The 450-nt window shown below is 58.7% G+C and carries 2 protein-coding genes; both read right to left on the reverse strand.

The window, feature by feature from the left end; all coding sequences use genetic code 11:
• Positions 1–367, reverse strand: a 367-nt coding sequence (locus A9K58_RS18780) for an MlaD family protein (protein ID WP_155760547.1), incomplete at its 3' end; no start/stop codon positions are given.
• Positions 364–450, reverse strand: an 87-nt coding sequence (locus tag A9K58_RS19610) for an MCE family protein (protein WP_155760548.1), incomplete at its 5' end; no start/stop codon positions are given. The genes A9K58_RS18780 and A9K58_RS19610, both read right to left, overlap by 4 nt.

Genomic DNA, 450 nt, shown 5'->3' on the forward strand with positions numbered 1-450 from the left:
GCATTATCTTTTCCGACCCTTGGCCCTCGCCACGCTTGAGCTCCAGGTAGCGGTTGCCAATCAGGTCGAGGTAGCGGATCTGTGCTGTCGTCGACTGATACAGCGGCACCGAGCGGTCGACGTTGAATTTCACCCGCACCCGCTTGCCGCCGTCGATCAGCGCAACAGAGTCGACCTTGCCGATCTCCACTCCCGAGGCGCGGACAAACTGGCCCGCCCGCAGACCGCTGATGTTGGTGAACTCGGCCGAGTACCCGTTGGTCCGGTCGAAACGCATCTGACCGAACACCACGATGATCATCACAGTGAACAGCAGCAGCACCAACGAAAAGATGCTGAGTCGCACGACAGTACCGGTGATTTTCATGGGTTGATTGTGTTATCCCCTACTTGACGGCCCCAAACGTACTCGATGGCGTAGGGCGAACCGGTGTCCAAGTGGTTGTACGG

Source organism: Stenotrophomonas maltophilia (assembly GCF_001676385.1).
Classification (GTDB): Bacteria; Pseudomonadota; Gammaproteobacteria; order Xanthomonadales; family Xanthomonadaceae; genus Stenotrophomonas; species Stenotrophomonas maltophilia_J.